This window comes from Streptomonospora sp. PA3, from assembly GCF_009728995.1.
In the GTDB taxonomy this organism is placed as follows: domain Bacteria; phylum Actinomycetota; class Actinomycetes; order Streptosporangiales; family Streptosporangiaceae; genus Streptomonospora.
The window spans coordinates 471,617-497,092 of sequence record NZ_VTZW01000010.1; the positions used below are offsets into that span (position 1 = coordinate 471,617).

At 73.8% G+C, this 25,476-nt stretch carries 22 protein-coding genes, 1 tRNA gene and 1 pseudogene; 10 read left to right on the forward strand and 14 right to left on the reverse strand.

The window, feature by feature from the left end:
* Positions 1–76: 76 nt before the first annotated feature.
* The 4 genes from FZ103_RS14265 to galU all read right to left on the reverse strand — a co-directional run bounded on the left by FZ103_RS14265 (position 77) and on the right by galU (position 3,374).
* Entirely contained in the window at positions 77–622 is a 546-nt protein-coding gene (locus tag FZ103_RS14265; RefSeq protein WP_343233527.1) for a MogA/MoaB family molybdenum cofactor biosynthesis protein, read from the reverse strand.
* Positions 619–1,107, reverse strand: coding sequence for a cyclic pyranopterin monophosphate synthase MoaC (gene moaC / locus FZ103_RS14270; RefSeq protein ID WP_156001625.1), 489 nt, complete (start codon positions 1,105–1,107; stop codon positions 619–621). Before moaC ends, FZ103_RS14265 begins: the two co-directional genes overlap by 4 nt.
* Before the next feature lie 37 nt (positions 1,108–1,144).
* The gene (gene glp, locus FZ103_RS14275; protein ID WP_156001626.1) at positions 1,145–2,380 is read right to left on the reverse strand and encodes a gephyrin-like molybdotransferase Glp; all 1,236 of its coding nucleotides are present in this window, start codon (positions 2,378–2,380) and stop codon (positions 1,145–1,147) included.
* 67 nt (positions 2,381–2,447) lie between these two features.
* Complete coding sequence (gene galU / locus FZ103_RS14280) at positions 2,448–3,374, reverse strand: UTP--glucose-1-phosphate uridylyltransferase GalU (RefSeq protein ID WP_156001627.1); 927 nt, start codon at positions 3,372–3,374, stop codon at positions 2,448–2,450.
* Positions 3,375–3,560: 186 nt separating this feature from the next.
* On the opposite strand from galU, the gene FZ103_RS14285 reads away from it, so the two are divergent.
* The 3 genes from FZ103_RS14285 (at position 3,561) to FZ103_RS14295 (ending at position 6,256) form a co-directional block, all read left to right on the forward strand.
* Positions 3,561–4,121: a 5-formyltetrahydrofolate cyclo-ligase gene (locus FZ103_RS14285; RefSeq protein ID WP_156001822.1), complete on the forward strand. Its 561-nt coding sequence runs from the start codon at positions 3,561–3,563 to the stop codon at positions 4,119–4,121.
* A 170-nt stretch (positions 4,122–4,291) separates the two neighbouring features.
* Complete coding sequence (locus FZ103_RS14290) at positions 4,292–4,669, forward strand: FmdB family zinc ribbon protein (protein ID WP_186356291.1); 378 nt, start codon at positions 4,292–4,294, stop codon at positions 4,667–4,669.
* A gap of 954 nt (positions 4,670–5,623) precedes the next feature.
* Positions 5,624–6,256, forward strand: a complete 633-nt coding sequence (locus tag FZ103_RS14295) for an SAF domain-containing protein (RefSeq protein WP_156001628.1) — start codon at positions 5,624–5,626, stop codon at positions 6,254–6,256.
* Between the two features lie 192 nt (positions 6,257–6,448).
* Here FZ103_RS14295 and FZ103_RS14300 read toward each other — a convergent pair whose 3' ends face one another.
* Complete coding sequence (locus FZ103_RS14300; protein ID WP_343233528.1) at positions 6,449–7,477, reverse strand: D-alanyl-D-alanine carboxypeptidase family protein; 1,029 nt, start codon at positions 7,475–7,477, stop codon at positions 6,449–6,451.
* 472 nt (positions 7,478–7,949) lie between these two features.
* On the opposite strand from FZ103_RS14300, the gene FZ103_RS14305 reads away from it, so the two are divergent.
* Positions 7,950–8,022, forward strand: a tRNA-Arg gene (locus tag FZ103_RS14305).
* Positions 8,023–8,080: 58 nt separating this feature from the next.
* On the opposite strand, the pseudogene FZ103_RS25550 reads toward FZ103_RS14305, so the two are convergent.
* Both FZ103_RS25550 and FZ103_RS14310 read right to left on the reverse strand, forming a co-directional pair.
* Positions 8,081–8,438 (reverse strand): annotated as a pseudogene (locus FZ103_RS25550) (FAD-dependent oxidoreductase); the annotation flags it as partial.
* Between the two features lie 2,599 nt (positions 8,439–11,037).
* Positions 11,038–12,093 carry a maleylacetate reductase gene (locus FZ103_RS14310; RefSeq protein ID WP_156001630.1) on the reverse strand — a complete coding sequence of 352 codons (1,056 nt, stop codon included), beginning with the start codon at positions 12,091–12,093 and terminating at the stop codon, positions 11,038–11,040.
* A 600-nt stretch (positions 12,094–12,693) separates the two neighbouring features.
* Between FZ103_RS14310 and FZ103_RS14315 the strand changes: the two genes are divergently transcribed.
* The 3 genes from FZ103_RS14315 to FZ103_RS14325 all read left to right on the forward strand — a co-directional run bounded on the left by FZ103_RS14315 (position 12,694) and on the right by FZ103_RS14325 (position 15,129).
* Positions 12,694–13,227: a flavoprotein gene (locus FZ103_RS14315; RefSeq protein WP_156001631.1), complete on the forward strand. Its 534-nt coding sequence runs from the start codon at positions 12,694–12,696 to the stop codon at positions 13,225–13,227.
* 188 nt (positions 13,228–13,415) lie between these two features.
* A complete protein-coding gene (locus FZ103_RS14320; RefSeq protein WP_186356293.1) occupies positions 13,416–14,360 on the forward strand; it encodes a DUF3592 domain-containing protein in 945 nt (314 codons plus the stop codon).
* Between the two features lie 202 nt (positions 14,361–14,562).
* Entirely contained in the window at positions 14,563–15,129 is a 567-nt protein-coding gene (locus tag FZ103_RS14325; protein WP_156001633.1) for a DoxX family protein, read from the forward strand.
* A gap of 301 nt (positions 15,130–15,430) precedes the next feature.
* Here the strand turns inward: FZ103_RS14325 and FZ103_RS14330 are convergent, their stop codons facing one another.
* From FZ103_RS14330 to FZ103_RS14340, 3 genes are all read right to left on the reverse strand, one after another.
* Entirely contained in the window at positions 15,431–16,081 is a 651-nt protein-coding gene (locus FZ103_RS14330) for a hypothetical protein (RefSeq protein ID WP_156001634.1), read from the reverse strand.
* A gap of 70 nt (positions 16,082–16,151) precedes the next feature.
* A complete protein-coding gene (gene rnhA, locus FZ103_RS14335) occupies positions 16,152–16,622 on the reverse strand; it encodes a ribonuclease HI (protein ID WP_394350106.1) in 471 nt (156 codons plus the stop codon).
* Positions 16,623–16,667: 45 nt separating this feature from the next.
* Positions 16,668–17,510: a DUF817 domain-containing protein gene (locus FZ103_RS14340; RefSeq protein ID WP_343233529.1), complete on the reverse strand. Its 843-nt coding sequence runs from the start codon at positions 17,508–17,510 to the stop codon at positions 16,668–16,670.
* Between the two features lie 366 nt (positions 17,511–17,876).
* Here FZ103_RS14340 and FZ103_RS14345 point away from each other — a divergent pair, with 366 nt between their 5' ends.
* Both FZ103_RS14345 and FZ103_RS14350 read left to right on the forward strand, forming a co-directional pair.
* Complete coding sequence (locus tag FZ103_RS14345) at positions 17,877–18,923, forward strand: sulfotransferase (RefSeq protein ID WP_343233530.1); 1,047 nt, start codon at positions 17,877–17,879, stop codon at positions 18,921–18,923.
* Between the two features lie 81 nt (positions 18,924–19,004).
* Complete coding sequence (locus FZ103_RS14350; protein ID WP_343233531.1) at positions 19,005–20,138, forward strand: winged helix DNA-binding domain-containing protein; 1,134 nt, start codon at positions 19,005–19,007, stop codon at positions 20,136–20,138.
* Between the two features lie 26 nt (positions 20,139–20,164).
* On the opposite strand, the gene FZ103_RS14355 is transcribed toward FZ103_RS14350, so the two are convergent.
* Entirely contained in the window at positions 20,165–20,956 is a 792-nt protein-coding gene (locus FZ103_RS14355) for a GAF and ANTAR domain-containing protein (RefSeq protein ID WP_222936759.1), read from the reverse strand.
* A 765-nt stretch (positions 20,957–21,721) separates the two neighbouring features.
* Between FZ103_RS14355 and FZ103_RS14360 the strand changes: the two genes are divergently transcribed.
* On the forward strand, positions 21,722–22,246 hold the full coding sequence (locus FZ103_RS14360) for a lytic polysaccharide monooxygenase auxiliary activity family 9 protein (protein ID WP_156001638.1): 525 nt from the start codon (positions 21,722–21,724) through the stop codon (positions 22,244–22,246).
* 220 nt (positions 22,247–22,466) lie between these two features.
* Here FZ103_RS14360 and FZ103_RS14365 read toward each other — a convergent pair whose 3' ends face one another.
* The 3 genes from FZ103_RS14365 to FZ103_RS14375 all read right to left on the reverse strand — a co-directional run bounded on the left by FZ103_RS14365 (position 22,467) and on the right by FZ103_RS14375 (position 25,398).
* Positions 22,467–23,006 (reverse strand): DinB family protein, encoded by a 540-nt coding sequence (locus tag FZ103_RS14365; protein WP_343233532.1) that lies wholly within the window; start codon positions 23,004–23,006, stop codon positions 22,467–22,469.
* Between the two features lie 152 nt (positions 23,007–23,158).
* Complete coding sequence (locus FZ103_RS14370; RefSeq protein WP_255429975.1) at positions 23,159–24,373, reverse strand: right-handed parallel beta-helix repeat-containing protein; 1,215 nt, start codon at positions 24,371–24,373, stop codon at positions 23,159–23,161.
* Between the two features lie 266 nt (positions 24,374–24,639).
* Entirely contained in the window at positions 24,640–25,398 is a 759-nt protein-coding gene (locus FZ103_RS14375; protein ID WP_255429976.1) for a L,D-transpeptidase family protein, read from the reverse strand.
* Positions 25,399–25,476: the final 78 nt, after the last annotated feature.

Here is a 25,476-nt window from a genome sequence, read left to right on the forward strand (position 1 = left end):
CCCGTGGGGAAACGGGCGGGAAACGTGTGGTGTCCCGTTCTGTGTCTTCCAGTATTCCACCACCGTCGGCGCGCCGTCAGGTGCCGGGTACCGGGTGGTCGCCGCCGCGCAGCTGGTCGAGGGCGTGGGCGAGGATCGGGCCGAGTACGGCCATGCCGTCCCGGACTCCGCCGCTGGATCCGGGCAGGTTGACCACCAGCATGCGCCGGCCGTCGCGCTCGACCACCCCGGCGAGTCCGCGGGAGAGCACCGCGGAGGCGACGCCCTTGGCGCGCCCCGCCTCGCGCAGCGCCTCGGCGATGCCGGGGATCTCGTAGGCCAGCAGGGGGCGGGTCGCCTCGGGGGTGGCGTCGGTGGGGCTGAGTCCGGTGCCGCCCGTCGTCAGAGCCGCATCGCACCCCTTGCCGGCGGCCCGCAGCAGGGCGTCGCCGACCGGCGGCCCGTCGGGGACCACCCACGGCCCTTCGACCACGACGCCGTCCAGGCGCACCAACTCCTCGCGCAGCACCGCGCCGGAGCGGTCGGGGTAGACGCCCGCAGCGGCGCGGTTCGAGGCGGTGATCACGGCGACGCGGTAGCGGGGCGCCAGCGGATCGGCCGCGCCTTCCACTCCGCCGCTCACCGCGACCGCCTCCAGTCCCCCGTCTTGCCGCCGGTCTTCTCCTCCACCCGGACGTCGGTGACCACGGCTTCGGGGTCGATCGCCTTGACCATGTCCACCAGGCCCAGCGCGGCGGTCATCACGCTGGTCAGCGCCTCCATCTCCACCCCGGTGCGGTCGGCGGTGCGCACTGTCGCGCTGATGAGCACGCCGTCGTCGACGACCTCCAGCGCCACGTCGACGCCGTGGATCGCGATGGGATGGCACAGCGGGACCAGGTCGGGGGTGCGCTTGGCCCCCTGGATGCCGGCCAGCCGGGCGACGGCGAGCGCGTCGCCCTTGGGCACCCCGTCACCGCGGAGCGCGGCGACGGTCTCGGCCGACAACCGCACCCGCCCGGTGGCGGTGGCCGTGCGGGCGCTGACGGCCTTGGCCGACACGTCGACCATCCGCGCGGCGCCGGCGGAGTCCAGGTGGCTCAGCCCGGAGGGGTGGTCCTCTGCCATGGGTTCGTCCTCCTCGGCGGGGTCGTACAGCCTTCGGTCACGGGTGGGCGGGCAGTTGCAGCACCTCCACCACGCTGCCCTCGGGCAGCTCGGTGACCGCCTCGGGCACCACCACCAGCGCGTTGGTATCCGCGAGTGCGGAGAGCTGGTGCGAGCCCTGCCGCGTGGCGGGCTGCGCGGTGTAGGCGGTGGAACCGCCGCCGCTGTCGTACTCCAGAACCGCCCGCAGGTAGGAGCGCCGCCCTCGGGGCGAGTGCGGCACGGGCGCGGTCAGGCGGGCGTGCACGACCGGCAGCGGGTCGGGCGGCAGTCCGCGCAGCCGGCGCAGCGCGGGCCGCACGAACAGTTGGAAGGAGACATAGGAGCTGACGGGATTGCCGGGCAGGGTCAGGATGGGGGTGGCGGACTCTCCCACGGTCCCCGCGCCCTGCGGCATTCCCGGCTGCATGGCGACCTTGTCGAAGCGCACCGTGCCCAGGCGCGACAGCACCTCTTTGACCACGTCGTAGGCGCCCATGCTCACGCCGCCGGTGGTGAGGACGATGTCGGCCTCCACCAGCGCGTCCTCGATCGTCTCCAGGACCGTGGCCGGGTCGTCGCCGACGAAGCCGCGTCGGTAGGCGGCGCAGCCCGCCTCCAGCGCCGCGGCGGTGAGCATGTAGCTGTTGGACTCCCAGATCTGGCCGGGGCCGATCGGCGAGCCCGGTTCGACCAGTTCCGCACCGGTGGAGAGCACGACCACGCGCGGACGGGGGTGCACGGGCGCTGACGCGCGTCCCACGGCCGCCAGCACCGCGAGCTCCCCGGCGCCCAGGCGCGCACCGCGCTGCAGGACGGTGGAGCCCTTCTCGACGTCCTCGCCGGCCCGGCGGATCGCGTTGCCGCGGCGCACCGGCCGGTCCACGGCCACCGTCGCCTGGCCGCCGTCGGTCCACTCCACGGGCACGACCGCGTCGGCGCCCCGGGGTAGGGGCGCACCGGTCATGATCCTGGCGCAGTGGCCGGGGCGCACGGCGGTGGGCGACACGTCGCCGGCGGGGATGTCGGCGACCACGGGCAGCCGCACGGGGGTGTCCGAGGAGGCGCCGGCGAGGTCGTCGGCGTTCACCGCGTAGCCGTCCATCGAGGAGTTGTCGAACTGCGGCAGCGAGACCGCCGACGTCACGGGTTCGGCGAGCACGCCGCCGTGGGCGCGCAGCAGGTCCAGCTCGATGGGTTCGAGCGGCTCGACCAGGTCCAGGACGTCTCGGATGTGCTGCTCGACGGTCTTCATCGTGCTCCCTCACCCACTGTCCGGAGAATGCCGCGGTCCCGCCGCGGCGGAGGCGGTGGCGGCGGGATCAGGCCCGCTCGTCGGCGGAGTGCCGGTCGACGAACTCGCGCAGCCACGGCAGGAAGTCCGCGGCCAGGTCCGGGCGCTCACAGGCGAATTCCACCACAGTCCGGAGATAGTCGGCCTTGTTTCCGGTGTCGTAGCGCTGGCCGCGGAAGAGGACGCCGTGCACCGGGCCGCCGTCGGCGGGCTTGCGCCGGGCCAGCTCCAGCAGGGCGTCGGTGAGCTGGATCTCGCCGCCGCGCCCCGGAGGGGTCTCCCGGAGGACGTCGAAGACGGCGGGGTCGCAGATGTAGCGGCCGATGACCGCCCAGCGGCTGGGCGCCTGGTCGGGTGCGGGCTTTTCGACGAGGTCGGTGACGGCGACGACGTCGTCCTCGCCGGTGGGTTCGATGGCGGCGCAGCCGTAGAGGGAGACCTGCTCGGGTTCGACCTCCATGAGGGCGACGACGCTGCCGCCGTAGGTGTCGCGCACCTGGATCATGCGCCGCAGCAGGGCCTCGCGCCTGCCGATGAGGTCGTCGCCGAGCAGCACCGCGAACGGCTCGTCGCCGACGTGGGCCGAGGCGCACAGCACGGCGTGGCCCAGACCGCGCGGCTCGCCCTGGCGGACGTAGTGGACCTGCGCCAACTCGCTGGACTCGCGCACGGAGTGCAGGCGCTGGGTGTCGCTCTTGGCCCGCAGCGCCTCCTCCAGCTCATAGGCGCGGTCGAAGTGGTCCTCGATGGAGCGCTTGGATCGGCCGGTGACCATGAGCACGTCGTCCAGGCCGGCGTCGACGGCCTCTTCGACGACGTACTGGATGGCCGGCTTGTCGACGATGGGCAGCATCTCCTTGGGCGTCGCCTTGGTGGCCGGGAGGAACCGGGTGCCCAGCCCGGCCGCGGGTACGACGGCCTTGGCGACGCCGGAGCGGCGGTCTGTATCTGTCATGTCGGCACTTTAGGACACCGGCCGGGCGCTCGGCGTCCGGCGCGCGTGGCCGATTCCCGGCGGGTGCAGCGGGGCCGCGGGAGCGTCCCCCTGCTACCGGAGGCGCCGGGTGCGCCCGGCCGCCGCGCGCCGCGCCCGGACCTGCGAGACTGCTGTGCCGTGACCGCACAGGAGACCAAGCAGGACATGCGCCGGCGCATCGTCGCGGCGCGGCGGGCCATGCCCGAGGACGATCGGGCGGCCGCCGGGTCGGCGATCCGCGACGCGCTGGGCCAGGATCCGCTGCTCACGACGGGCGGTACCGTCGCCGTCTACTACTCCGTGGGCACCGAGCCCGATACCCGCAAGCTGATCGCGACGCTGTGGAAGCGCGGCACCTACGTGCTGCTGCCTGTGTTCCTCGACAGCGGCGAGCTGGACTGGGCGGCCTATGAGGGACCCGACAGCCTGGAGCCGGCCCGGCACGGCCTGCTGGAGCCGGTCGGCCGCCGCTACGGCCCCGACGCGGTGCGCCGGGCCGCTGCGGTGGTGTGCCCGGCGCTCGCGGTCGACGGCCGGGGGTTGCGGCTGGGCCGAGGGGCCGGCTGCTACGACAGGGCGCTGGCGCGGGTGGGGCCAAACACGCTCACCCTGGCGGTGATTTACGACACAGAGCTGGTGGAGTCCGTTCCGGCCGAGCCGCATGACCGGCCGGTGGGCGGTGTGGTGACACCGGGCGGGGGCCTACGAATGCTCGCGGGCGCGTGAGCGGCCCGCGGGGGCCCGGGGGGAACACCCGGTACCCGGGCGGTGTTGCAGCATGTCGGCAGCGCGATCGCCGGATCTCTGCGGCGCAGCACCCCCGATGTCGCGGCTGTGCTGCCCGAGCGCATAATATTTGGCAGTCGACGGGTGAGAGTGCCAGCAAGGAGGACCCAGTGCCGACGTACCAGTACGCATGCACCGAGTGCGGCTCCGAGATGGAGGTCGTGCAGAGCTTCAGCGACGACTCGCTGACCGTCTGCCCCGAGTGCCAGGGACGGCTCCGCAAGGTGTACTCCGCCGTGGGCATCGTCTTCAAGGGCTCGGGCTTCTACCGCACCGACAGCAACTCCTCGTCGGACCGCTCTTCGACGGCGGCCTCCGGCTCCAGCAGCGACTCCAACGGCTCGGCGAAGAGCGAGTCGGCCTCCTCCGGCTCGGACTCCGCGCCGGCGAAGTCGGACTCCTCCTCCAGCTCCTCCAGCGGCTCGGCAGAGAGCAAGAGCAGCAGCAAGGCCCCGGCCGGCTCCGGCGCCGCCGCCGCGAGCAGCTGAGGTCCGCCTGTCGCCCTCACGGGTGACTCCCCGCGCCGCGGTTCCTTCCGGCCCGGCGCCCGCCGCTGCAGCGGTACACGCCTGATACGGGGCGGGAGAACTCGCCCGCCCCTCGACGTCCGCCGCGGACACCGAACGCGCTCCCGCCCATCACGCAGGCCCTCGGGTGGCACTGCCGAGCAGGCACCCCCGACCGGGGGTCGTGCTGCGCCGCGGCGGCGGTCATCCGGCATCGGCGAGGGTCCGGCCGCGGGCCGGCGCCGGACGGCGGCGCCTTGCGGTACGGCCCCGCCGCGATCGCCGCGCGAGCCGAGTGCGAGCGCGCCCATTCTCGCGCGGCGGCGTTCGAGTTCGCCTCTCCCGGTCGGCACCGCGCACCCCGTTCGGCGCCGAGCGCGCGCACCCTTGCTCGCGCGGCGGCATTCCGGCCGCCTCACCCGATCGGCGCCACACCCCGCCCCGAGCGCAAGCGGACCTCCCTGCGCGCGGCGGCGCTTCCGGCCACCTCCGATCGGTTCGCGCGCTCCGCTCGGTACCGACCCCCGGCGCCTGTGGACAACCACCGCACGCTGCCGCGGCGGGACTCTACGGTACGGGTATGGATGCCTACCTGCCCGCCCGTCACCCGCCACCGCCCCCAACGGAGACGCTCCGCGCCACCCCTCCCATCACCCGTCGCCCACCACCACCACTGACCGAGACGCTCCGCGCCATCCCCCTCATCACCCGTCACCCGCCACCACCCCTGACCGAGACGCTCCGCGCCACCCCGCGCACCATCCGTAGCGCGCCATCGCCCGCGACCGAGACGCTGGGCGCCGCGGCCCCTGGTTCCCCTCGGCCAGCGGCGCGAAAGGCGCACCGCGCCGAGCTGACTTCTCCTGACGCCCGTGCCGCCCGCGGCACCGCCCCGTCCCCTTCGCCGGCGGTCCGTCCTCACCCGGCGGCCGGGCCATGACCGGGCGCACCGCCGCCCCGTTGCGCGCGCTCTCCCGGTACCGCCGGGCGCTGGGCGCCGTCTGCGCCGCGCTCGCCCTGACAGGTGCGGTCCTGCTCCTGCGGCCGCCGGCTGCACCCTCCGTCGAGGTGCTGGTCGCCGCCCGGAGCCTGGACGCGCTCTCCCCGCTGTCGCCCGGGGACCTCGCCGTGCGGGCGCTGCCCTTGGACGCGGTTCCCCAGCAGGCGCTGGGACCGGGTGACGATCCGGCAGGACGATCGCTCACCGGGCCGGTCGCCCGCGGCGAGGTCATCACCCGCGCCCGCATCGCCGAACCACCCGCACGCGGCTACGGCCCCGGACTGGTGGCGGCGCCCGTGCGCCTGCCCCAGGCCCTGCCACCGCGCCTGCTGCATCCGGGCAGCCGGATCGACGTCCTGGCCGCGCCCGACGCGGACATGGCCGGGTTGGGCGGCGGGGCTCCGCCGGCGCGGACCGTCGTCGAGGACCGGCCGGTGATCACCGTCTCCGAGCCCGATGCGGCCGCGGGCACCCAAGGCGCCCTGGTCGTCCTGGCCGTGCGCCCGGACGAGGCAAGAGCGCTGGCGGGCCACGCCGCCGCCTCGCGGCTCTCGGTGGCATTGCGTTGAGGCCGGTGGCGCGGCTCCGAATGGAGAGCACGGCGCGTTCTCGCAGCCCCGGCCCATCGCGGCGGCCTCCCGACCGGCCTCCGTGGGGCGCCCGGAGAACGCCCCGCCCTGTCCGCGGGTCTCCCGGGTGCGGAAGAGGAGAGCATGCGGGGGCGGCCTCTGCTGCGAGGCCGCCCCCGGACGGTCCGGCGGCTACCGGGCCGCTTCGTACTCCCAGTGCCAGGGCTCGAACGGGTTGGAGTAGGCCCACTGCGGGTGGAACCAGCCCCACCTCTGGGAGTTGGCCTCCAGCCAGTTGAACTGGGGACTCCCCTGGTTCTGCACGCCGCCGCACAGGTCGACGGCCAGACCCCAGCCGTGGTTGCTGGTGCCGGGGACCGCCGCCATGCCGGGCGGCTTGGTGGCGTAGAGGGACTGCTGCTTGGACAGGCTGCGGTACGAGCTGGTCACGCACATGCTCTCGCCGAACCGCTCGGTGTAGGCCTGGTTCATCTTCAGGAAGTCCACGGCCGCGTCGGCACGCAGCGACTCGCCCTCCAGGTGCAGCTGGCACAGGGCGTTCTGCGGCAGCAGGCCGTTGGGATAGCCCTCGGCGTTGTCCGCGATCGAGGGGTCGCATTCGATGCCGGCGAAGTAGGACTCGGGGTCCAGCCCGCGCTCCTCGAGCTCGTTGGTCAGCTCCTCGGTGCTCTCCTTGGACTTGGCCCGCAGGTCCTCCAGGTCCTCCTCCAGTTGCACGCGCTTGAGCTGCGTCTCGGTCTGCAGCTCCTGGGCCTGCGTGGCCAGGTCGGTCTGCTTCTCGCGCAGATCGCTGGCCTCCTCCAGCAGCGCCTCGCGGTCGTCGGACAGCTTGAGCACGTGCGACTCGACCTGGAGGTCCTGGTTGAGCTTTCCGGAGGTCAGGATGCCCAGCACGCCCGCGTTGGGCTGCATGTAGAGGGTGCTGCCCAGTTCGGCCAGCGGCTCGCGCAGTTCCGTGAGGCGCAGTTCGGTCTGCTGCAGGTCGTGCAACGTGGAGACGAGCTCGTCCTGCGCGTCGTTGAGCTCCTCCTCCTGCTCGGTGTAGCGCTTGGTGGCCTTTTCCAGTTCCTCCTTCGCCTCGTCCGCCTTCTTCTTCAGCTTCTCCAGATCGGAGTCGGCGGAGGCGGGAGAAGTCACCGGAGCAAAGGCCGTCTGCACACCGGGCACCACGAGAAGTGCGATGATGAGGACGGTGATCACCGAGAGCCCGCCATGCTTGCCAAAGCGGGCAAGCTTCGTCAACGGAGACGAGGAGGACCCGATTCGCGGCACGCGGTCACATCGCCGCGACGAATCGAGAGTAAACGGCACGAGGGTCCTCCGGTTGCGAGTAAATCGGTGGTGCGCGTAGCCGCATCGCAAGTTACTACATGTCCACTATCGGACCGACCGAGCTGGATCGGCCGGGCGGACACGGGGGGATACGAGGGGTCGAGCAACGCGGTGCAGGGCCGACGCCCATGCGAAACGGCAGGTCACCGGGTGTTCAACTACGCGTACCAGGCTAGGCGCCATATAACGCCAAGATCTCCACAAAGCACACCTCAGACCAATAGTGAGCAAAGCCACACCTCGGCCATGGCAACTTTAACGCCAGTAAGGGTACAAGTCAGTGCCCCCGTGATCCCGGCACACCGCGGCCGCATCCTCCGCTAGGCTGGGGCCCGGTTCCGGCCTCATAGCTCAGGGGACAGAGCACCACTCTCCTAAAGTGGGTGTCGGAGGTTCGAATCCTCCTGGGGCCACCCGATTCACCGGCGGCGAGACTGCCGCCGCGCGCCGGGCGACCTCCGCGATCCGGCCGGCGGCGCCGAACCATGCGGGCAGGCGGCCGAGCAGGTCCCGCTGGTCTTCGCCGACCCACCGACCCACCGACCCACCGACCCACGCCACGTGGCCGTCCGGCCGCAGGAAGACCACGACGGTGTTCAGCTCCGCGGCGGTGTCGACGGCGTGGTCGGCACGGTCCGCCCAGCCTGCCGCCGTAAGCCGTCCGGCCTGGTCGGGCAGCAGCCCGCGGCCACCGTGCGGCAGCTCGTGCAGGCGCCCGCTTCAGCTCCACGTCGGGCATCCGCCGCCCGAGCGGTTCGTGCCCCTCGCCGAAGCCGTAGCGGACCCCGATCGCGGTGACCTGATCGATCAGACGCCGGTTCACATCCTCACCCCTATGCCGTTCGGTTCGCCCTCGGACGGGTTCGGCAAGGGCCACATCTCACAGGGTCAATCCGCGCCCACCGCATCCGCTTCCCGCCTGTTGCACACGCAACGGGGCGGCGAGCGCCGCGGACAGCGCGACCCGTGCGGGTCGGTACTCATGCCCCCCGGTGCGCCACCCGACGGAGCGGCGAGGACGGTGGGAGGTTCGGGTCGGCGCTCACCGGTTGGTGGAAGCGGATGGCTGGCCACCCGACGGGCGGCGGCGACAGCACAGGGCTTGGCCCGTGCCCATCGGTCCCGGTGCCCGCCGGTCGGGCTTGCGACGGTGCGGCGATGGGCGGCGGGGCTCGGGCCTGCGCCCACCGGTTGCCGGCGGCGGACGGCGGGCCGCCCGACGGGGGCGGCGAGGGCGGAGGTGGGCTTGGCCCGCGCGGATCGGTCCGGGTGCCCGCCGGTCGGGCTTGCGACGGTGCGGCGATGGGCGGCGGGGCTCGGGCCTGCGCCCACCGGTTGCCGGCGGCGGACGGCGGGCCGCCCGACGGGGGCGGCGAGGGCGGAGGTGGGCTTGGCCCGCGCGGATCGGTTCGGGTGCCCGCCGGTCGGGCTTGCGACGGGGCGGCGAGGTCCGCGGGGCTCGGGCCTGCGCCCACCGGTTGCCGGCGGCGGACGGCGGGCCGCCCGACGGGGGCGGCGAGGGCCGCGGGTGGCTCAGCCCGCGCGGATCGGTTCGGGTGCCCGCCGGTCGGGCTTGCGACGAGGCAGCGACGGCCGACGACGGCTGGGCCGAGCGATCACCGGTTGCCGGCGGCGGATGGCAGGCCGCCCGACGGGGGCGGCGAGGTCGGTGGTGGGAGCCGCCTACGTCGGGTTTAAGGAGTCGGTCACCACAGGAGGTTGCGGCAATGGGGCTGGGTTGCGCGAAGCGCTGTGCGCCAGCTTGCCGCCGAGCGGCGGTGCACCTGTGTTTCGGAGGCCCGCCACCGGTGGTGCGGCTCCACCTGAGACGGGCTGCGTGCGCTCGGCGGCAAGCTGTGATCGCGCTTCGCGGGGCGCACCCATTGCCGCAGCCCCGATGGTGGCCGCCGCGGGTGGTGCCCGGTGGGTTCCTGCAAGGCGGCCCCCGCCGTTCTGAGACACGGCTCGGGCGGGATGTTCCGGGCATATCGCCTCGCGTTGGGTCGACGATGCCCGCCGATGGTGCGCGGTGGGCCTGTGCGGCGCACCGCAACCCCGGGTCTTCCGGGATGCGGAACGAAACCGGGGTGGTTTGCCCGCAATGCCCGGATGCGGCGGGGGGTGGAGCCGGCCGGGGTGCCACGAGGTGCGCGTTTGGAGCGGTTTCGGCGCGGATCCCCGGTCCAAACGCCATGATCATCGCCGATCCCGGCCGCGCGAGCCGCCCCGGCGCCCCCGCATACCGGACATCACGGGAGGATTCGACGCCGCGGACGACCCTCCGCGCGGCCGGACCCCGCCCGGGCGATCGCGGGGTGCGTCTCCTCGTCCCGCCGCCGCCCCGAAAGCACCGAATGTCGGGTTTCCGTGCCCGGTTCCCGCGTCGAGGGTGTCGGTGGGGCCACACTCGACGCCGAGCGTGGCCCCACCGACACCCTCGACGCAACCGGGGTGCGGTGCGGCAGCCGACCCGGCGGACGAACCGGGACATCGGAGGCAAATGCTCGGGATCGCCGCTCCCAGTGGCGGCGATCTTGTACCTGCGGTCATTGTGAGCGTTCACAAGTGACCACAGATACAAGATCGCCGATGGAGAGTTAGATTAAATCGGGCGTTCCGGGTTTCGGATCGAGCGCGTGGGTGGGTAGGGCGCACCGGAACGCCACCGGGGCGCACCGCCCCGTCGCGCGCGCAACCGGCGCCCACCGAACCGATCCCCGCGGGCCGAGCCACCCGCCGACCTCGCCGCCACGCCGGACGCCCAGCCATCCGCCCACACCAGCCGGTGGTCGCCGGCCCGGACCCCCGGCGTCCTCGCCGCCCCCGTCGCTCACCGACACCGGCGAGCACCCGAACCGACTCGCGCGGGCCCAACCCTTCGCCGCCGTCGCCGCCTCGCCGGGTGACCGGCCATCCGAGGGCGGCAACCGATGATCGCCGACCCGAACCCCGCGCTGTCCTCGCTGCCCCTCGCTGCATGCTCACCCGGCGCCCACCCGAACCGATCCACGCGGCCCGAGCCCTCCGCTGCCGTCGCCGCCTCGCCGGGCGATCAGCCATCCGCCCGCAGCAACCGGTGATCGCCCGGCCCGGCCACCCGCCGTCCTCGCTGCCCACGCCGCCCAACGCAGCCGACGAGCACCGGAACCGATCCGCGCAGGCCCGACCCCGCGCCTCGTTGGAAGCGGCGGGGAGCGACTTTCCGCTCCCCACCGCGGCCGCTCCCCGCCACGGCAGGCGAAAGGCGTCCGCGCGAAAGGGCGAGCCGCGCCGCGCCCGGCGTCGCCCCGCCCTCCCTCCCCGCACAGCCGCGACGGCCGCCCGCGTGCGCGAGCCGCCGACCGCGGACCCGCCTCGCCCCGCCCCGCCTCGCCCGTGGCCGGGAGCCTGCCGAGCGGTCACAGGGGCCAGGCCCCGGCAAACCGGCTCTACCAGGCGCCGTCCAGGAGCCGGGTGACCGCGTCGGCGTCCGGCTGCCGCGGGTTGGGGTAGGGCTTGGCCGCGACGCGCTCGGCGATGGCGCGCAGGCCGTCGCGGGGCACGCCCAGCGCGCCGAGGGTTGTGGCTCCCGTGTGGCTGCGCGACAACCGGGACACGGCCTCGACCGGATCGCCGCCGGCGATGCGGGTCAGCCGCGCGGCGGCAGGCGGCGCCGAGGGCAGGTTGAAGGCCATGACGTGCGGCAGCAGCAGTGCGTGTAGTTCGGCGTGGGGCAGGTCGTAGGCCCCGCCGAGCGCGTGCGCCAACTGGTGGTGCAGCCCCATCGTGGTCTGCGCGAGGCACATGCCGGAGAGCCAGGCCGCCGCCTGGAGGCGCTCGCGGGGCGCGACGGCGGCGGGGTCCTCAAGCACCGCCGGCAGCGTGGTGAGGATTCCGTCGATCGACTCCGTGGCCAGCCCGTCGGTCGCGGCCGTGGCGTCGCGGGCCCACAGCGCCTCCACCGCGTGCGCCAGGGCGTTCAAGGCGCTGGTCAGAGTGAGGCCGGGGGGCATCGTGAGCGTCAGCTCGGCGTCGTAGACGACGGTGCCGGGAGCCAGCAGCGGGTCGCGCCGCGTGGTCTTCACCCCGTTGTCGGTCTCTCCCAGCGTCGGGGTGACCTCCGATCCGGCGTAGGTGGTCGGCACGGCGATCTGGGGCAGGCCGGTACGCGCCGAAAGCGCCTTGGCCAGCCCGATCGCCGAGCCGCCGCCGATGGCCGCCACGCAGTCGGCGCCCGCGTCGTCGACCACCTCCATGGCCCGCGCTGTGACCTCCACCGGGGTGTGCACGACGGGCCTGTCGAACCGCGCGGCCAGGCGGGAGCCCAGCGCTGCCGCGAGTTCGTCGGCGGCGGGCTTGGCCGAGGGGGTCTCGATCAGCAGCACCCGCCGGGCGCCGAGCCGCTCGACCTCGCCCGGAATCTCCCGGCGGGCGCCGAGTCCGACGAGGACCCGGCATGGAAGGGTCTCGTGCACCGTCACACCGGCGCGCGTGCTGTCCGCCATCGTTCTCCCTCGTCGTTCGCTCGGTGGCCGGGGCGGTGTGCAGCGGTGTCCGGCGCGGGCCGATCCGCGGCGGGCCGTCGGCTCTGTGCCCGGCGCCCGTCCTCGGCGGCCCCGCCGGCCCGGACGGTGCCGCCGGTGCGCCGCGCCGCGGACACCGATCACGGCCGCGTCGGTCACCGGGACCCTCCCGCAGCATAGTGAGGGCGTGCCTGCGCCGCCTCGGCCGCCCGCGGGCCGGCGGAGACGCGGCCCCCGGGCGGCGAGGCCGCGCTGCGGCATGGCACCGCTTCCGCCGCGTCCGCCCGTGTCCCGCGGATGCGGTCCCGTGCCGCTCTCCGGCACGGGACCGGGCGCCGGACGGGCGGCGCCGCCTCCTGGTTCGCCGCGGCCCGGACCGCCGGGGCCAAGCCGCACGACCGCTCGGGGCCCGCGAGGCGGCGGCTGACCTGCCCCGCTCGCGCGCCGAGCCGTGCGACACGGCCGCCGGCAGGCGGCGGTCCCGGTTCACGATGCATCCGCCGCCCTGAAGCGCCGCTTTTGCCTCGGGCGGGGCTCCTCCGGCCGAGCGTGCCGGCGCGGGCCGGTCCCTAGACTCGGCCCATGGACGAGCACACGCTGTACCTCGTGGTCACCGGAGCCGCGACACCCCGCGAGAACGTGGCCGGACTCATCGGGTCCGCGCGGGAACGGGGATGGGCGGTGACCGTCGTCTGCACGCCGATGGGCACACGCTTCCACGCCGTCGGCGAGCTGTCCTCCGCCAGCGGCAACGAGGTACGCGTGGACTTCCGGCGGCCGGGAACCGGGGAGCGTCTGCTGCCGCCGGGCGCGCTGCTGGCGTGCCCGCTGACGTTCAACTCGCTGAACAAGATCGCCGCCGGGTTCGCCGACACCATGGCGGTCGCGCTCGTCTGCGAGATGCTCGGCTACGGCGTGCCCACCGTCTGCGTCCCCCACCTCAACCCGCCGCTGGCGCGCCATCCGGCCGTCGATCCGAGCATCCGGACGCTGCGGAGCATGGGCGCCCGCGTCCTCTACGACCCCGAGGCCCCGGCCGACGACCGGCTTCCGCCGTGGCGCGACGTCCTCGACGCCGTCGACGCCGCCGCACGAGGGGGCGCCGCCGGGCGGTGAGGGCCGGCGGCACGGGATTCCGCGTGGCCGGATCGGGCCGTCCCGCACCCGCCTCGGAGTTCGGCGATCGACCGCCGCGCGGGGTCTCCGGCCCGCGCGCACGCCGCTGAGGGCGGGTGGGACCGGACGCGCCGACCGGTATGGTGCCCGGAGCCTACTGTCCGCGGGTGCTGGGGAAGGGGATCGGCTTGTCCGTCGGAGTTGTGGTCGCCGTAGCCCTGACGTCCGCCTTCGCGCTTTTCGGCGTGCTCTTCACCGTGCTGGGCGTCCGCAGCCGGCGGCGCCGGCTCCGCCGCGAGGAGCACGGGATCCGCGCCCAGGCCAGGGTGGCCGCGGTGGAGCCGGCGATCCCCGAAGGCCGCGGCGGGTCCGAGCAGCCCTTCGTGCTGGTCTTCGCCGACCCTGCCGGGCGGCGGCACGAGCGCCGGTTCACCAGCGGATTCGGCGGAATCGTCCCCGCCGAGGGGTGGCAGGTGGAGGTGCTGTTCGACCCGGAGGACCCCGAGAACGTCGAGATCACCGGCAACCCCCACGTGCACGGCGTCGCCGGCGCCGAGAGGCCCGCGCCGCCGCCCCGGCGCCGGTGGCTGGTCGGCGCGGTCGTCGCCGCCGCGGCCGTACTGCTGGTGTGGGGGATCGTGCTGATCGCCGTGGCCGCGACCGGCTACCCGCCCGACTCCCCGGCCTACACCGGCGCCATGCTCACCGGGTGCGGCCTGGTGTTCTACGCGGCCGCGGTGGCGGTCGCCGGCGCGGGTCTGCTCGGCCTCGCCGCGCGGATGCGCGAGCGCCGCACCGCCGCCACCGCGACGGGTGTGATCACCCAGACCTGGACCGAGGTGCGCCGCTCCTCCAACGACGACGGCCCTTCGACGCGCCGCGTCCACCCCTACGCCGTCCGGTTCGCCCTGCCCGACGGCCGCCAGGTGCACCGGCGCGCGCCGGACGAACCCGCCTCGGACCGCAATCGGCCCGGACAGCAGGTCGAGGTGGCCTACCAGCCGGCGGACCCGGGATCGTTCACCGTGGGCGGACCGACGCGCCTGCTGCTGGCGCCCATCCTGACGGTGGCCTTCGGTCTGGTCTTCGCCGCGGTGGCCACCCTGCTGGCGGTCATCGCCGCGGCGCTCTGAGGCCACCGCGCCCGCCCGTGCCCGGTAGCGCATTCCCGGTCGGCGTGCAGCCGCTGCTCGCCCGGGGCCCCGCACAGCCCGCCTCCTACTCGCCGTCACCTTTCGGACCTGCGGAAAGGGGTAGAGGAGGCGCGGACCCGACCCGTGCGCCCGGCGGGTCCGCTCACGGCTCGCAGCAGTAGGACGCGTGGAGGTGCACACCATGGGACGCGTGACGGCGAAGGACGTGGCCGCCCTGGCCATCCGCACGGGACTGGGAGCGACCCTGTTCGCCCACGGCACGCAGAAGCTCCTCGGCTGGTTCGGCGGCGGCGGGCTGGACGCCACAGGCGGCGCGTTCGAGAGCATGGGCTACCGCCCCGGCAGGCAGATGGCCGCGGTCGCGGGCCTGTGCGAGACGGCCGGCGGCGCGGCGCTGGTGGCGGGCCTGGGGACGCCGGCCGGCGGCGCGGCCGTCGCCGGGGCCATGAGCGTGGCGGCCGAGACCCACTCCCCCAACGGCTTCTTCAACACCGAGGGCGGCCTGGAGTATCCGGCGCTGATCGCGCTGAGCGCCATGGCGCTGGTGGCCCAGGGCCCCGGCCGGCTGTCGCTCGACCAGCTGACCGGCCACGCGCTGGACCGGCCGTGGATGCGCCTGGCGGCGCTGGCTGCGGTGCCGCCGGCCGTGGCCGTGGTCGTCGCCCGCAAGCACCGCGCCCTCGCGGAGGACGCGGTGGAGCAGGAGAGCACGGCCGAGCAGGGCAGCGCAGAAGGCGGTTCCGCCTGACGGGTACGGGTCCTGCGTCCTGTTTGAGAAGCCGGACACCATAGCGGCTGCGTCGATCGGCACTGGGGCTGGATTGCGCGAAGCGCCGTACGCCCACCCGTCAACCCACCGCCACCCGGATGCAACGCTGCGCGTCACGTGCTCGATCGAGTCGATGCCGCCGAGCGCACGGCACACCTTTGCGCCGGAGTCTCGCCACCGGTGGCACGGCTCCGCCCGACAGGTTCCGCGTGCGCTCGGCGGCAAGCAGGCACGTGGCGCGAAGCGTCTCCGTTGGGGCGGTGGCGGGTGACGGGCGGGCCTATTCCGCCCCCCACCCCTTCTCGTCCCCGTCGCTGTCAGGCCGCTCCGGCTTCGCGGCGTTCCGCTGTCCCGGCCCCGGCCCGTCCGGCTCGCCCGCATCCCCTCCGCCGCCGGCGGACGCCGAGGCCGTGCTGGGACGGGTCCGTGCATAGACGGCGGCTCCCGCACAGCCGGCCAGCCAACCGGTCAGCAGCGCGCCCGCGGCGGTGCCGTCGGGCACCACCGAGGTGCCGTAGTCGACCCCCACCAAGGCGGTGGAGGACGCGGAATCCTGGTACTCCGCGGCACTCGTGATGCTGATGCCCGGACGGGCGGCCGGGTCCCCGTCCTCGAACCGGTCCCACGCCGTCTCCGTGCCGCTGCGTTGGAGCAGCTCGTTGTCGGTGACGGAGGCGCACGCGGCGCCGACCGCAGCGGCAAGCGTGACGGCGCCCCAGCCGAGGACGAAGACAGCGGGCAGTCCGTTCCGCGCGTCGATACCAGGCAGGACGGCGTGGACCAGCAGCCAGGCCGCCGCCAGCATCGCCAGCCCGCCGACCACACCCGCGATCGGGAAGAGGCCGCCCCAGGCGATTCCGTAGCCGAGCGCGATCAGGGCGGTCGGCGCGAGCACGGCGAGGGAGACGGCCTTGCGGCGGTGGGGGGTCATGGCGCGGCATCCTAGTGGGCGCCGGGAGTCCGCCGCACCGGAGAGAGCCGCGCCCCGCGGCGCCCCGCGGTCAGGCCCGGCGGGCCTCGTCCCTGCCCCGGCAGGCAAGGGCGTCGGCGCGCTCGTTGCCGCGGTCCCCGCTGTGGCCGCGGACCCAGTGCCACTCGATGTCGTGCCTGAGTGCGGCGGCGTCCAGGCGCCGCCACAGGTCGGCGTTCTTGACCGGCTTCTTGCCGCGCGTCATCCAGCCGGACCGCTTCCACCCGTGGATCCAGGAGGTGATGCCGTTGCGCACGTAGGTGCTGTCGGTGTGCAGGCTCACCGACAGCGGGCGCTTGAGGGCCTCCAGCGCCATGATGGCGGCCATGAGCTCCATGCGGTTGTTCGTCGTCTCGGCCTCGCCGCCGTAGAGCTCCTTGGCATGCTCGCCGTAGCGCAGCACCGCACCCCAGCCGCCGGGGCCCGGGTTGCCCGCGCAGGCGCCGTCGGTATAGATCTGCACCGACCGCCCCTGGGCGGCCTGCTCTCCGCTCGTTCGCACGCCGGGCAATCTACCGCGCCGCCGCGAGGGCGGCGATCGCGGCGCTCAGCGGGCCGGCGGACGGCGGCTGGTGCCGTACTTCCAGGTCGCCACGATGACGCAAGCCACCGTGACCAGCAGTGCCCAGGCCCCGAACTTCGCCGGGTGGACGAGGTGCCACACATCGGCCTGGTGCGGGTACTCCCAGGCCCCCAGGAAGGTCGCGATGTTCTCGGCCACCCACAGGAAGAAGCCGATCAGCACGAACGAGAGCGCAAGCGGCATCCGGTAGCGCACCCCGCCGACCGTGAACCGCACCATGACCCCCCAGGTTGCGGCGACCATGGCGGCGGCCAGCACGATGCGCAGGTCCGGCAGCCAGTGGTGGGTCAGGAAGTTGACGTAGATGCCGGCGGCGACCAGGGCCGTGGCGAGCCGGCGGTAGCCGGCGAACTCCAGGTCGAACCGGCGCCAGGCCTGGCACACGTAGCTGCCCACCGCGGCGTAGAGGAAGCCGCTGTACAGCGGCACGCCGCCGAACTTCGTCAGGGCCTCCTCGGGGTAGCTCCACGACCCCATATGCACCTTGACCAGCTCGAACACGAGTCCCACCACGTGGAACCCGGCCACCGCCACCGCCTCGGCCCCCGTCTCCAGCCGGGTGGCCCAGAACAGCGCGGTGAGGGCGATGCCGTAGAGCAGCAGCGCGTCGTAGCGGGCGATGGGCAGCGGCACCAGCGACGAGACCGCGAGTCCGGCGAACAGGCACACCGCGAACAGGCAGGAAAGGCCCTCCTGCCAGGCGAAGCGCAGCAGTTGCGGCAGGCTGAACCAGTCGGCGCGGGTGGCCGCCCGCACCGTCGCGCCGGCGGAGTGAACGCTCCGCGCCTCCCGCGTTCTACCCGTCACCGTGCACCGCCTTCAATCGACCTGCGCGCCACCACGGCCTCCGCTTCTTCCGTCCCGGCCTGCGACTCTCCGGGGAGATGCCGCGGGGCGCCGAATGGTTCGGGGGCGCTGCACGCACCGGGGTCCCGGGGCAGCGGGCTCCGCGCTGCCCGCAGGTGTGCGACCATGCCGAGCGGCGCCGCCGCGCGGCTTCCTGCGGGCGCCCGACGCTCGGTCCGCGGCCCCTTCCGCGCCGGCGGCACGGCGTTCGCGCTTCCACTCCGCGGACGGGCGAACGGATAGGGTGAACTGATCGCCCCGCCCGGCGGGGCGGGATCCGCAGCACACCCGTACTCCTGTTTCGCAACGATGGGCGGTGGCTCACCCGTGGACGGCTGGCCCTCCTCCGGCGAGCGGATGATCATCATCCTGGGATGCCCGCGCTCGGGCACCACGCTGCTGCAGCTGATGCTGCACGCGCACCCGCGGATCGCGATCCCGCCGGAGACGCGGTTCGCGCTGGACGTCTACCGCCGCCGCGCCGAGTTCGGCGACCTGCGCGAGGCCGCCAACCGCAGCAAGCTGGCCGAGGCGATCGTGGGACCGCGCAACACCCGCTACCGCGACCTGAAACTCGACCGGGACGAGACGGTGGCGGCCATCGTCGGCGGCCCGCCGACCGTAGGTTCGGCGGTGGGCACCGTCTTCCGCCAGTACGCGCGCCGCTTCGGCAAGGAGCGCTGGGGCGACAAGCGGCCGGGCTACTACCAGGCGGTCGAGGAGCTGCGGCGGATGTTCCCCCATGCGCAGTTCGTGCACCTCATCCGCGACGGGCGCGACTGCGTCGGCTCCCTCAAGCAGATGCCGTGGTACAAGCAGACCGTCTACCACGCGATCTCCACCTGGGCCGAGGCGATCGACTACGGCCGCGCCGCCGCCCGCAGGCTCGGCCCCGACACCTTCTACGAGCTGCGCTACGAGGACCTGGTCGCCGATCCGGCCCGGGAGCTGTCCGCGCTGTGCGACTTCCTGGGCGAGGAGTTCGACCCGGTCATGTGCGAGCCGCGCCGGGTGGCCAAGAAGGCCGTACCCAAGTTCAAGACCTGGCACCAGAACACCCGCCGCGACGTCAACGCCGCCAGCTCGGGTTCCTGGCAGGAGCGGCTGGAGCCGTGGGAGGCCGCCCTCGCCGAGACGGTGCTGGCCAAGCGGCTGCGCGAGAACGGCTACGAGCTGTCGGGGACGCCGCGCCCGTCGGCCGGCCACCTCGCCCGCTACGCGCGGGTGAGTACGAAGCGGCGGCTGGCCCACCGCAAGCGCGCGTTCATCGACCGGATGCGGCGGCTGCGCGAGTCCGACTCCGACGTCGCCATCGTCACCGACGCGGTCGGCTCCGCCGCGGCCCGCGAGCGCTCGGCCGACTCGGAGTCCTGAGCGGCGCGGCACGTGCGGGAGCCGAAGCGCCCGCAGGCCACCGGCCTTCCGGTTCGCCACGTATGTCCGTAATCTGATGCGGTGAGCGGACCCGCGGTGCTCGACCACCGCAGCCTGAACAGGGCCACCCTGGCCCGCCAGCTCCTGCTGCGCCGCGCGGCCATCGGGCCCGAAGAGGCCCTGGAGCGCCTGGTCGGCCTTCAGGCGCAGACGACGCACACCTGGTACCTGGGCCTGTGGTCGCGATTGGCGGGCTTCTCCGCCGAAGCCGTCTCCGCGCTGCTGGGCAGCGGCGCCGCCGTGCGGATGTCGCTGATGCGCTCGACCCTCCACCTGGTGAACACCGAGGACGCGCTGTGGCTGCGGCCCCTGGTGCAGCCCGTGCACGAGCGCGGCTACCGCGCGACCTACGGCCGGCAGACGGCCGGGCTCGATCCCGCGGAGGTGGAGAAGGCCGGCCGGGCCGCGTTGGCGGAGGGGCCGCTGACCTTCAGCGAACTGGGCCGCAGGCTGGCCGAGCACGGCCGCTCGGCAGGGTGGGGCGAGCGCGACCCGCAGGCGCTCGCGCAGTGGGTGCGCGTGCTGGCCCCGCTGGTGCAGGTGCCGCCGCGGGGGCAATGGGGGCGCAGCGGCCGCGCCGCGCACACCCCGATCGAGAGCTGGCCGGGCCGCACGCCTGCCGCCGACCCGCCGCTCGAACGGCTGGTGCTGCGCTACCTCGCGGCGTTCGGCCCGGCGTCGGTGCTCGACGTCCAGAAGTGGTGCGGGCTGACCCGCCTGGGCGAGGTCGTCGACGCGCTGCGGCCGCGGCTCGCCGTGTTCCGCGCCGAGGACGGGCGGGAGCTGTTCGACCTGCCCGGCGCCCCGCGCCCCGACTCCGACACGCCGGCGCCCGTGCGCTTCCTCTACGAGTTCGACAACCTGCGCTGGTCCTATGCCGACCTGGGCCGACTGGTAGCGGTGGACCTGCGGGACCACGGGTTCGGCGCGAGGAACGGTGTCGACCCCGGGCTGGTGCTGATCGACGGGTTCGCCGCAGCGGGCTGGCGCATCGCGGTCCGGCAGCGCAGCGCGGTCCTGACCGTGCGGCCGTTCCGGCGCCTGGCGCCCGAGGAGGAGTCCGACCTGCGCGCCGAGGCCGCGGGGGTGCTGGCGTTCTCCACCCCCGCGGCCACCGAGCGCGCGATCGAGGTCGCGCCGCCGACGGGCCGGTGAGCCTGCCGACCGGTCCGCGGACCCGGTCAGCCGCCGTCGGGGAAGCTGCCGGTCTCCACCAGCTCGTCGGCGAGCGCGCTCAACTTCACGTTGAGGTTCTGCGACGCCTTGGCCAGGAGCGAGAACGCCTGGCGGTCGGTGATCCTGTACCGCTCGATCAGGATCCCCGTCGCCTCGCCGATGCGCTGGCGGGTGCGGACGGCCCGCTTCAGGTTGTACTGGGTCTGCGCGTTGGCCAGGGCCACGGCGGCGTGGGCGGCGAGGATCTGGCCGATCTCGTAGGCCTCGACACCGAACGCCCGCGGCTTGGAGGAGTACAGGTTCAGCCCGCCGAGGATGTCGTCGTGGGTGAACAGCTGGAACGAGCACATGCTCTGCACGCCGAGGGGAAAGGCCCGGGCGGTGAAGCGGGGCCAGCGGGTCTCCTCCTCGAAGGAGTCGATGGAGAACACCTCGCGTACCCAGATGGCCTGCAGGCACGGGCCCTCGCCGGTGCTGTACTGGATCTCGTCGACCTGGTGGACGAGCGGGGAGGTCGCCGCGTGGGTGGAGATGTGCTTCTTCCTCTCCACCAGGGAGACCCCCGCATGCTCGCAGCCCTCGATCTCCGAGACCGCGAGCGCGGTGATCTCCTCCAGCGTCGACTGCACCGTGTCCTGGGCGAGCAGGTCGCGCGCGTACTCGGCGAACGCCTTGGCGAGCGCCCGGTCGTCTGCGCCGACCAGCGCGGTGTCGACGCTCGGCTGCTCTATGCCGCCGATCTCGATGCCGTCGGTCTCGATGCCGTCGGCGTCTCCGGATCCGATCGTGCTTGCCAATTCCTCCCCCTCCCGTCGAAAGACCGCCGACCAGGCGCACGCGGCCGACACCCGGACGGCGCCGAGCACCTCCCGGGCCTCCCATGGCGACATCCGTGCGGCATCGGACGGCGACCGGCTTCACCGTTGTCGGTACGGGGAGCTGAGCGGCCCGATCGGCGGGGCGCCTGGCGGGGAGTGTCGGGCGGCCTGCGGTCGCCGAATGGCGGACGGCATCGCGCCGGAAATGTTTCCTCTCCTGTCTACCTGCCCGCTGATGCGGCAACAGGCTAACCGTGTGGTTACAACATCCTTACCCCAGCGCCAGGCGGGCCGAAGGGGCGTCGGCGGACCGGTCCGCACGGGCGGTCTAGACCGGCTGGCGCCCACCGGCCGCACCGCCGCAGGTTGGGAGTCGAATTCCGAATTTCCGGCGGACAATACCGGTCGGTGCGCCGCCCGAGAAAACGCCGGGAAACCGACCGTGAATTGCGTGCGGTCACCGGGTGCGGCGGCTCCTTGACGCCGTGTGCCGCGCCATTTACGGTCGGAACCACTCGGCGGACGAGAATTCCATCCGCATCCTGTGCCGGTGGAATTCGCCGGACGGTGCCGTTCGCCGCCGAGGGCGGAGAATCCGCCGCGCAGCGGAATATCCGCCGCGCGGAGAACCGCATCGGGTACTCCCGCCCCGACCACCCCGCTACGGCGGCGCCCCCGACCACCCGATGCCCGGCCTGCGGGCCGGCCGCGCGGGGCGCCTCCCGACACGAAGGACTTGCTTCCATGAACCTGAAGAAGGCCGGCTTCTCCACCGCGGCCGTCGCGGCCGCCACCCCGCTGATCTTCGCGCTGCTGCCCGCCGGGGTGGCCAGCGCGCACGGCTACATCTCCTCGCCGCCCAGCCGCCAGGCCCAGTGCGCGGCGGGAACGGTCGACTGCGGCCAGATCAAGTGGGAACCGCAGAGCGTCGAGGGCCCCAAGGGCCTCACCAGCTGCAGCGGCGGTAACAGCCGCTTCGCCGAGCTCGACGACGACCGCAAGGGCTGGGCCGTCACGCCGGTCGGCCGCAGCGTCGACTTCACCTGGTCGCTGACCGCCCAGCACGCCACGGCGACCTGGGAGTACTACATCGGCAACGACCTGCTGGCCTCCTTCAACGACGGAGGCGCCCGGCCGCCGGCGACCGTCACCCACAATGTCGACCTGAGCGGCTACAGCGGCCACCAGACGGTCCTGGCGGTGTGGAACGTCGCCGACACCGCCAACGCGTTCTACGCCTGCGTCGACGTCAACGTCGGCGCCGCCTGATCCCCCTCGCGGGCTCCGCGGCCCGTCCGGGTGCCCGGCGGCACCCGGGCGGGCCGCTCGCGCGCTGTGCCGCGAATTTCCGAACGCCGGACGACGCATTCCGCACGCCGGATGTGAAGCCTGCGGGGCCGTTAAGCGTTGCTGTGAAAACCGGTCCCGCGGCAAAGCGCGTGCCCACCCGGCGAAATGATTTCCGTGCGGCTGACCGGCCGTTTCGTCCTCACATTCCGGTGGTTCCGTCCAACCGTTCCCGCAGCAGATCCGCATGCCCGTTGTGCCGTGCGTATTCGGCGATCATGTGCACCAGCACGGCGCGCAGCGAGACCGGGGCGCCGGTGCGTTTGCGCATTCCGGTCGCCTCCAGCGGCGCCGCCGCCGCGATCTCCCGGGCGCGCTGGACTTCGCCGCGCCACACGGCCAGCGCCTCGGCGGGGTCGCCGTCCGTGGCGGTGAAGTCGAGGTCGGGGTCGTCGTCGCTGTAGTAGAGGTTGGGCACCTGCTCTCCGGCGAACTGGATGCGGAACCACCAGCGCTCGCACGCCGCGAGGTGGCGCACCAGCCCGTGCAGCGACAGGGCCGACGGCGGCACGGCGCGCTCAGCCATCGCGGCCGGGTCCAGCCCTGCGCACTTGAGCTCCAGGGTGTGGCGGTGCCAGTCGAGGAACCCGGTGAGCGTCGTGCGCTCGCCGACCGCCTCAAGCGGGTCGGCGCGCGGATCATCGGCCAGGCGGGGTGCGTAGACCTGCGGGTCGTCGGACACGGGCGAAGCCCCCTGTCTGTGCGCGTTCGGGCGCGGCAAGCGCGTCCGCATGGCACCGATCCTGCCACGGCCCACCGACAGGAGCGCCTGCGCGCCTGCTGCGCGGCCGGGCCGTGCGGAGCGGTTCCGCGCGGCCCGGCCGCCGATGCGGGTCAGCAGACGTTGCGGCTGCTGTTGTTGAAGGTGTTGTTGCGGACGGTGATGTTCACGCCGCAGGGGCGCTCATTGATGGCCGAGTCGTTGATGGTGAGGTTCTGCAGGGTGATGTCGCGGGAGACGGGGAACTCGTCGCGGGAGGCGATGCGGATGTCGCCCGGTCCCGACACCGTGCCCGACTCGGCGGCGATCGTGACGTTGTAGCAGTTCTCCAGCAGCATGGCGTTGCTGCCGGTGTCGGCGATGTCGACGCGGTCGATCACGGCGCCGCCGCTCTCCGAGACGCAGAACACGCCGCGGCCGCCGCCGCGGGCGATCACCTCGCCGACGCGGATGTTGGTGGGGTAGGAGTCGCCGATCCGGCCGTTGCGGTTGGCCATGCGGAAGGCCGCGTAGCCCGTGCCGGTGCCGGCTCCCTCGGCGTCGACCGTGCCGACATCGGCGTTGGTGGTGTCGTTGAGCAGCAGGCCCGAGTAGGCGGTGTCGCGGGCGATCACCGTGCCGATGTCGAGCTGGTCGACCCCGTAGGTCTCGACGCCGTGGTTGTTCGTGCCGGAGACGTAGACGTGGTCGATCGTGACGTTGCGCGTGGGCCGGCTGCGGTCGCTGTGGTTGTCGATGCGGACGCCCAGGCCGCCGGAGAGCCGCAGGTCGATCCGGCCGAGGTGGATGTTCTCGCCGTTGCGGACGAAGATGCCGAAGTAGGGCGCGCCGGTGACGCTGAGGTGGGGGACCGAGACGTCGTGTACGCCGCGGGCGCGCACCACGGCGTTGTCGCCGCGCGGGGTGCCGGTCACGTCGATGGTGCCGCAGACCTCCAGGGAGGTGTAGCTGGGCAGGTCGAGCGACTGCCCGGCGCTCATCGAGCCCGAGCCGCGGACCACGACGGCCTCCGTCGAGCTGCGTCCGGGTGTCAGGCTTCCCACGGCGGCGCGCATCGCCGCAAGCATGCTGCCGCCGATATAAACCGTTTCACCGCCGTTGCGGGCCGTCCAGGTGCCGCCGCTGTGCACGGCCTCGGCGTCGTAGGAGCCGTCGCCGCAGGCGGCCTGGGCCGCCGATGCCGAGCCGGCGTGCTGGGCATGGGCGGCCGGGGCCGGGCTGAAGGGGGCCTGAGCGGCGGCGAGGGCGAGCGCGCAGGTCGCACCCAGGATGCCGGCGAGCAGCGCCGGCTTGGCGCGCGCGCCGGATCGTGCGCTGTGGAGTCCCATCGTTCACTCCTGTCGGTAGGGGGAGGGGAGCAGTACCGCAGTGGGACCGCTTGGTAAGCGCTTACCGGTGCCCGCGAGTATGACAACGGACACACACCGTGGCAACCCGCCTCGACCGGTCTCTTATCGGATACGCAGAGCGACCTGCGGCAACGGAATCGAAACGATTCACCGCGGCGACCGGGACTCTGGCGGATGCGAGGCGCGGGCCCCATCCCGCCGGTCCACAGGGCCCGCGGGCGCCGCGACCGGCGAGAGGCCGCGTATCAGCGCACGACGACCGGCGTGCCGTTGTCGACGTGGCCCTCGGCCCATAGCCAGTCCATGGCGGGGATGCTCACCCGGACGCAGCCGTGGGATGCGGGGTAGGGCGGCACGGAGGAGTAGCCGTGCACGGCGATCCCGCCGTTGAAGTAGGCCGGCCGGTACAGCGAGCCGAGCGGGCCGTCGTCCCAGCCGTCGACGTGGCGGAAGACGCTGTACTCGCCGGCGGGGGTGACGGCGACGCTGGTCCGGCCCTGGGAGGTGTAGGTCTCGCCCGAGCCGGTGGAGGTGTTGAGGATGTGGCGCACCTCGCCGTCGCGGACCACGAGTAGCAGTTGGCGGTCCAGGTCGACCTCGACGACCTCGCCCGCCGAACTGGCCGCCCCGGGGCGGGGCCCCTCCTCCAGCGCGGCGCGGGTGTCAGGGCCCACCACACCGTCGCGCGCGATTCCCGCCGCCTTCTGCACGGCGAAGACGGCCTGGCTGGTGCGGACGTCGAACTCGCCGTCGACCGGCCCCAGCCAGTACCCCAGCTCCTTCAGGCGCCGCTCGACCTCGCGGACCGCGGGACCGGAGTCGCCCAGGCTGAGCAGCGGCCGCGCGCCCTCCTCCGCCTGGGCGGCCTGGACCGCCTGGGGTGCCGCGGGAGGAGCGGCGGCGTGCGCCGTCGCGCTCCACCCGGCCGCGGCGACGGCCGCCGCAGCGGCACAGGCCGCGATTCTGGTGCATTGAACACGGATGCCCGACATGTGTGCGTCCATGGGCGCCTTTTACCCGCACATGACCCGGCCATGACAGCGGGGACACCCCTCGGCACGGTGAGCGACCGCGGAACGCGC

Bases quoted from the DNA above. Each gene is read 5' to 3' on its own strand.
- FZ103_RS14375 (WP_255429976.1), bottom strand. From the start codon at position 25,398: ATGGACGCACACATGTCGGGCATCCGTGTTCAATGCACCAGAATCGCG.
- glp (WP_156001626.1), bottom strand. From the start codon at position 2,380: ATGAAGACCGTCGAGCAGCACATCCGAGACGTCCTGGACCTGGTCGAG.
- FZ103_RS14315 (WP_156001631.1), top strand. From the start codon at position 12,694: ATGGACGAGCACACGCTGTACCTCGTGGTCACCGGAGCCGCGACACCC.
- galU (WP_156001627.1), bottom strand. From the start codon at position 3,374: ATGACAGATACAGACCGCCGCTCCGGCGTCGCCAAGGCCGTCGTACCC.
- FZ103_RS14360 (WP_156001638.1), top strand. From the start codon at position 21,722: ATGAACCTGAAGAAGGCCGGCTTCTCCACCGCGGCCGTCGCGGCCGCC.
- FZ103_RS14310 (WP_156001630.1), bottom strand. From the start codon at position 12,093: ATGGCGGACAGCACGCGCGCCGGTGTGACGGTGCACGAGACCCTTCCA.
- moaC (WP_156001625.1), bottom strand. From the start codon at position 1,107: ATGGCAGAGGACCACCCCTCCGGGCTGAGCCACCTGGACTCCGCCGGC.
- FZ103_RS14285 (WP_156001822.1), top strand. From the start codon at position 3,561: ATGCGCCGGCGCATCGTCGCGGCGCGGCGGGCCATGCCCGAGGACGAT.
- FZ103_RS14325 (WP_156001633.1), top strand. From the start codon at position 14,563: ATGGGACGCGTGACGGCGAAGGACGTGGCCGCCCTGGCCATCCGCACG.
- FZ103_RS14295 (WP_156001628.1), top strand. From the start codon at position 5,624: ATGACCGGGCGCACCGCCGCCCCGTTGCGCGCGCTCTCCCGGTACCGC.
- FZ103_RS14370 (WP_255429975.1), bottom strand. From the start codon at position 24,373: ATGGGACTCCACAGCGCACGATCCGGCGCGCGCGCCAAGCCGGCGCTG.
- FZ103_RS14330 (WP_156001634.1), bottom strand. From the start codon at position 16,081: ATGACCCCCCACCGCCGCAAGGCCGTCTCCCTCGCCGTGCTCGCGCCG.